Origin of the sequence: Citrobacter sp. MGH 55 (assembly GCF_016906145.1) — a bacterium.
Lineage (GTDB): Bacteria > Pseudomonadota > Gammaproteobacteria > Enterobacterales > Enterobacteriaceae > Citrobacter_A > Citrobacter_A amalonaticus.
Genome location: NZ_CP070239.1, coordinates 4,510,424 through 4,516,308, shown reverse-complemented (window position 1 = coordinate 4,516,308; position 5,885 = coordinate 4,510,424). Strand labels below are relative to the sequence as shown.

Here is a 5,885-nt window from a genome sequence, read left to right as displayed (position 1 = left end):
GCCCCCTCACTCCCCCGCATTCTGCGATTTCAACACAATAGAACAGGTATACCGTCCCGCCGGGTGAATTGAAATCGTGGTCTCGAACACTTTCCCGTCACGATCCCGATAGCGCCGTACGATGCGCATCCCCGGAGAGTCGGGCTCGACATTCAGTATCTTGGCGATTTTCTTCGGTACGCCAACGGCGGTGATCGTCTGATGCACTTCGTGACTCTTAATTCCGTAGTGCGTTTCGATCAGATCGCTAATCAGCGAGTGCGGATCGTCGCGGATGAACGCGCGTAGCCTGGAATAATCGGTGCTGGCGTAACTGTCCGTCCAGCAAATAGGCGCATCCGGGTTTTGCGCATCCTCACGAATACTGGCGATATGTAGCCAGCGTGAACCGGGCGGGCAATCTATCAGTTGGGAAAGCTCAATATCCGCTACAATCTCATCGATCTTCTTAATCACCCGCAGGTTGTTTTTCGCCAACAGCAGCAGATCTTCCAGATGTGACAACGGATGGTTAACCCCGCTCGCCTGCGGTTCGCATACGCGCGTGCCAGCGCCTTTACGTCGCGAAATCAACCCCTGTTCCGTTAATTCCCTCAGCGCTTCGCGCATGGTGTGACGACTCACTTGCCAGGTTTCGCACAGTTCCATTTCTGTCGGAAACAGTGAACCGGGCGAGTAAGTTCCCGTCGAGATTTGATGAGCCAGTTCACGGGCTATCCGTTTGTACAGAGATTCTTTCATCGCAGTTTCGTCAAATAATTAATGATCACAGTCACAGAAATGACTACGGGCTATTCCCTGGATTCGTCATGATTATTATAAATGTCCGTACATTTAAAATGTACGGACATTTATATATGTTCGGACATTTTTGTTGGCCCGGTTGCGTCGTAAACCGGGTCAGACGCTCATCTTATCATTATCAGATTGAACCGGGGGATTTATGGCTTCGAATGTAATGGATTCTGTTTTATTTAGAGATTCTTTTGGTACACCCGCAATGCGCGCCGTGTTTGATGACTACGAACTTATTCGCAAGTATGTCGAAGTGGAGGTGGCGCTCGCCAAAGCGCAGGCGCGTTGCGGAGTGATCCCGGAAGCGGCAGCCAAAGAGATCGCTGAGAAATGCAATGCCGATACGCTGGATTTCGATTTGTTACGTCATGAGACAGAAATCGTCGGTTATCCGATCCTGCCGCTTGTGCACCAGATTTCAAAGCAAGCCGGAGAGTCTGGCGGCTATGTGCACTGGGGGGCGACGACGCAGGATATTATGGACACGGCGGTGGTACTGCAAATCCGTGATGCCTTTGAACTGATCGAGGCGGACATGAACCGGTTACGGGCAACGCTGGCTGACCTGGCGCTGCGCTATCGGGATACGCCGATGGCCGGTCGCACCCATTTACAGCAGGCGCTACCGGTGACGTTTGGTTATAAAGCTGCCATCTGGCTGGACATGTTTGAACGCCACGCTGAGCGGCTGCAACAGGCGCGTCCGCGCGTGCTGGTCGGCGAATTTGCCGGGGCCGCCGGAACGCTGGCATCGCTGGGTGATAAAGGATTGTCGGTACAAAAAGCATTGATGGAAGAGTTAGGTCTTAACGTCCCAACCTCCACGTGGCACGTAGCGCGCGACGGCTTCGCCGAGGCGGTGAACCTGCTGGCGGTTATCACTGGTTCGCTAGGGAAGATTGCTTATGACGTGATGCTGATGGCGTCGAATGAGTTTGGCGAGCTGTATGAACCGTTCGTAAAAGGGCGCGGTGCGAGCAGCACGATGCCGCAAAAACGCAACCCTATCTCAAGCGAACTGATGCTGGCCTGCGCGAAAGGCGTTCGTCAACAGGCCGGGCTGATGCTGGATGCGATGGTTCAGGATCTGGAACGCGCCACCGGACCGTGGCACGCGGAATGGATTGCGATCCCGGAAAGTTTCGTCCTGAGCGCAGGGGCGCTGCATCAGGCCAACTTTATGCTGGCAGGACTGGAGGTCGATGAAGCGGCAATGTTGCGCAATCTTGGGATGACCAACGGCCTGATTGTGGCAGAAGCGGTGATGATGGGGCTGGCTCCGTACATCGGCCGCCAGGATGCCCATGATGTCGTCTATGACGCCTGTCGTATCGTCAACGAGAAGGGCGGTCACTTGGCCGACGTACTGAACGCTATGCCGACAGTGGCACAACGACTGGATCCGCAACTGATTAACCAACTGACCGATCCGGCAAATTATCTGGGAATGGCGCCGGAAATGGTCGATCAGGTGCTGGCCAAATATCAGTCACGGAAATGAACATGATTGTGCTAACGCAATAAGGATAGCGCTATGTCTACGAATTTTGTCATGGGCAAGAAACTTCTCTCATTTCTGATCCCGCTGGTAATCGGTGCCGTCATTTGGTTTATTCCCGTTCCTGAAGGGTTAACCCCGGCGGCCTGGCATATGTTTGCGATTTTTGCCGCCACCATTGCGGCAATCCTGACCCAGCCGCTCCCTTCGGGGGCGGTTATGCTGATTGCGCTTTGCGTGGTGATCTTCAGCAAAACGTTGACTGAGGCGAAGGCACTGTCAGGCTTTGCCTCTGGCACGGTATGGTTGATTTTCTGCGCCTACGTGCTCTCGCTGGGGTTTGTGACCTCCGGACTGGGAAAACGTATTGCCTATAAAATGCTGTCGCTGTTTGGCGGAAGCTGTCTGGGAATTGCCTATTCGCTCGGTGTTTCTGACCTGATTATGGCCCCGGCGATGCCGTCGGTGACGGCGCGGTCTGGCGGGATTATTTTCCCGATCGCTCGCTCAATCAACGACGTACTCGGTTCGGCGCCTGGCGCGACTGGCAAGCGGATTGGCGATTTCTTGACGATGGTTTGCTTTCAGTTTACGCCGATCACCGGGGCGATATTTTTAACCGGTATGGCGGCAAACCCGCTGGTGGCAAGCCTGGCAAAATCCACGCTGGGTCTGGAGATCACCTGGGGCGGCTGGTTTATTTCTGCCGTCGTTCCAGCGATGGTCTGTTTTTGCCTGATGCCGCTGCTGGTCTATAAGCTGCTGGATCCGGAACTGAAGCATACACCGGAAGCCAAAGCGATGGGTAAACAGTCGCTGGGCGAACTGGGTGTCATGAGCAGTAATGAGAAAAAAGTGGCCGTAGGGTTTGTGCTGGCGCTTGTCGGCTGGGGAACCAGTCTGATTACCGGGATCTCGGCGACATCGGTCGGGCTGGGGCTAGCCGCTTATTTGTTTGCGACCGGGGCCGTCAGTTGGAAAAGTCTCCTCAATGACCATGCGGCGTGGGACACGGTGATCTGGTTCAGCGTGATCATCAGCCTGGCGACGGGTCTGGCGGATCTGGGATTCATCAAATGGATGACGGTGAAGTTGGGTAGCGGGATTCAGGGATTCGGAGCGATGGAAGCCTTTATCGTGCTCGGTGTCTTGTACATCTACGTCCACTATCTGTTTGCCACTGCCACGGGGCACGTTGCCGCGTTGTACGCACCATTTGCCGCCACGGCGATTGCCGCCGGCGCACCGCCGATGATGGTGGCTATCTGCTTCGGTATCTTCAGTAACCTGATGTGGGGGAACACCGAGTACGGCGGAGGACCCGGCCCTATCTACTTTGCGCAAGGTTATTTCGAGCGACCACGGTTTTACCGAATCAACCTGTGTGTGGTGACCTTCAACGTCATTATCATTTTCGCGGTTGGCATGCTGTGGTGGAAGCTGCTGGGTTACTATTAAGTCATAGCGCAGTTGCCTGGTGGCGCTGCGCTTATTAGGCCTGTGAGCATATTTTCAAAGCATGATATAAGAGGGGCTTTTAAAACATTACCAGAAATGTTTATTTTACTGAAAATAAGAAAGATATTATTAATCCGCATGTAAATAAAGCAGAGGTAAAAAAATATGATAGATATGATTATATCGTTAAACGCGTGAGGCAACATAAAAATGAGAGAAAACAATACAAATTTTGCTAACAAATGATAGTGTGACTGAGATTAGATCGAAAATTGAAAGGAACAAGAGTATTGACTCACTGAATAAATAAATTATTCGCTTCACATTCACATCCTGAATCTTCTATGTGAGGATTCAGGTTTTTTTTGGAATTTGCAAGTTACATCACAATAAAATCAATAAATATAGTCTGATATTAAACTTTTCCATTTAATGCGAGGAATTTAATCATGAGAGCCTTTAATAAGCGCTTTGAAGGGTTTTTATTAGCACCAGGAGATCGAACGAGTTGTGGTGGTTATATATTAAAGAGTAAAGAGAGCTATATTCTTGATGGCATGGAAATAGTATATGAAATGGATGAATACATATGCGGGGTTAATGGTCAAAAATATGAGATTAAAGGTGGTGTACCTAAAGGCTCATGGATTGAAAGAGGGGGAAATTTATTTCGTCGGACTAACGCAAGTTCCTGGGATAGAGATATGGATTCGGAAGGGCGAAAAGTAGAACCTCCATCAGTATCGATAAAGCGGCTCAATGAGGAAAAATTTTTGCACCGGAGAAACCCCGATTCTCTTCGGAATTTTGAAAACGGATTTGGCTTTGAACATAACAGATTTCTCGGAAGAGCGGGGGGAACGATAAACCTTAAGAAAAAAATAATTGTTAATGATGAAAAAGAAGATGGTTTTTCACGTCGAACATCTGGTTTCCCATTCCGAACCAGAATAAGTCATGAATTATATAATCATTACTTAACAATGGGGCATGATATGTCTCAATACAAGACAGAAATTATATGTTTACTAGCTGGTTCAGCGCATAGCAGAGGTACATGTCCTTGCCATTGTCGATTTATACCCCATTTAAATATTACATACAGATATGATAATTATATTTTAGCAAGTTATGAATCCGCAAACAGGTCTCAAAATTCCACGCCTCTGGCTCCCGCAACAAGAAAAATTACAGAGTCGAGACAATCAGTTGAACCGGGTTTTTGCGTAGTACCAGAATTGACGACACCCAAATCATATGAATATGATTTAATGGTTAATCCACCAACAGGAGTAAAAGAGTTATATCATCAGTTGAATCCAGAAAAAAAGAAAAAGCCCGGTTCAATCTTAGTTGTTGCTGACCCACTATCCAGGTCACCTGAAAAAATTGCGCAAGTACAAATAGCAAGGGATAAAATTGATAAAGCACTTGAACCTCTGACTAATGAGGAAGCTAAATTACTGTATGAAAACAGAACCTCAATAGATATATTCTCATCTAATTTATATAGTGATGCTTTAGGACAAAGCGGAGATATCTTAGGTTACATAAAGGATGCTGGTGGGGGTTATTATGAAGAAATAAATAAAACACTAAACGAAATTCAGGAACTTTATAAAAAAACATATAGCCAAAATTCTGGCCGGATTTCTGGAGAGGAATTTTTTGGTCAGCGAGAAAGGTTATTTAAAAAGTTAGATGGTATTTTGAATAAATTTTCAAAAGAACAATTGAATTTAAAACAATACGAACAAATAAAACAAGCATTGGGTTTATCCACAAAATCCATTATGCATAAGTGGGATCAAACAGGGGTGAAAGATATTGAAGGTTATGCAAGCTATATAGAAAAATCTGCCAAGCTGATGAAAATAATGAGAACAACAGGCTTTATTGGTATTGGCCTTGACTTTGCCAGCTATACAACAACCGTGTATGACGCTTGCGCGAAGGGGCGAGAAAGCGAATGTAGAAAAGCAGCGATAACGGAGTATAGTAAATTCGGAGGAAAACAAACAGCAAGTGTTGCTGGCGGTACTGTCGGAGGCATTATGGGGAGGGCAGCGTGTACGTGGGTTTTGGGGTTGATTACATCAGAAAGTGGAGGTATTGGCGCAGGTTTATGTTTGGC

Annotated in this window: 4 protein-coding genes; 3 read left to right on the top strand and 1 reads right to left on the bottom strand. The window is 48.1% G+C overall.

Annotated features, from left to right (window positions below; translation table 11 throughout):
* Positions 1–6 precede the first annotated feature (6 nt).
* On the bottom strand, positions 7–741 hold the full coding sequence (locus tag JTI98_RS18735) for a GntR family transcriptional regulator (RefSeq protein WP_044267982.1): 735 nt from the start codon (positions 739–741) through the stop codon (positions 7–9).
* A gap of 202 nt (positions 742–943) precedes the next feature.
* On the opposite strand from JTI98_RS18735, the gene pcaB reads away from it, so the two are divergent.
* The 3 genes from pcaB to JTI98_RS18720 all read left to right on the top strand — a co-directional run.
* The gene (pcaB, locus tag JTI98_RS18730; RefSeq protein ID WP_058587833.1) at positions 944–2,296 is read left to right on the top strand and encodes a 3-carboxy-cis,cis-muconate cycloisomerase; all 1,353 of its coding nucleotides are present in this window, start codon (positions 944–946) and stop codon (positions 2,294–2,296) included.
* 33 nt (positions 2,297–2,329) lie between these two features.
* Positions 2,330–3,751 carry a DASS family sodium-coupled anion symporter gene (locus JTI98_RS18725; RefSeq protein ID WP_216081654.1) on the top strand — a complete coding sequence of 474 codons (1,422 nt, stop codon included), beginning with the start codon at positions 2,330–2,332 and terminating at the stop codon, positions 3,749–3,751.
* Positions 3,752–4,200: 449 nt separating this feature from the next.
* Positions 4,201–5,885 (top strand): hypothetical protein (locus tag JTI98_RS18720; RefSeq protein WP_216082267.1); only part of this gene is annotated, 1,685 nt, incomplete at its 3' end.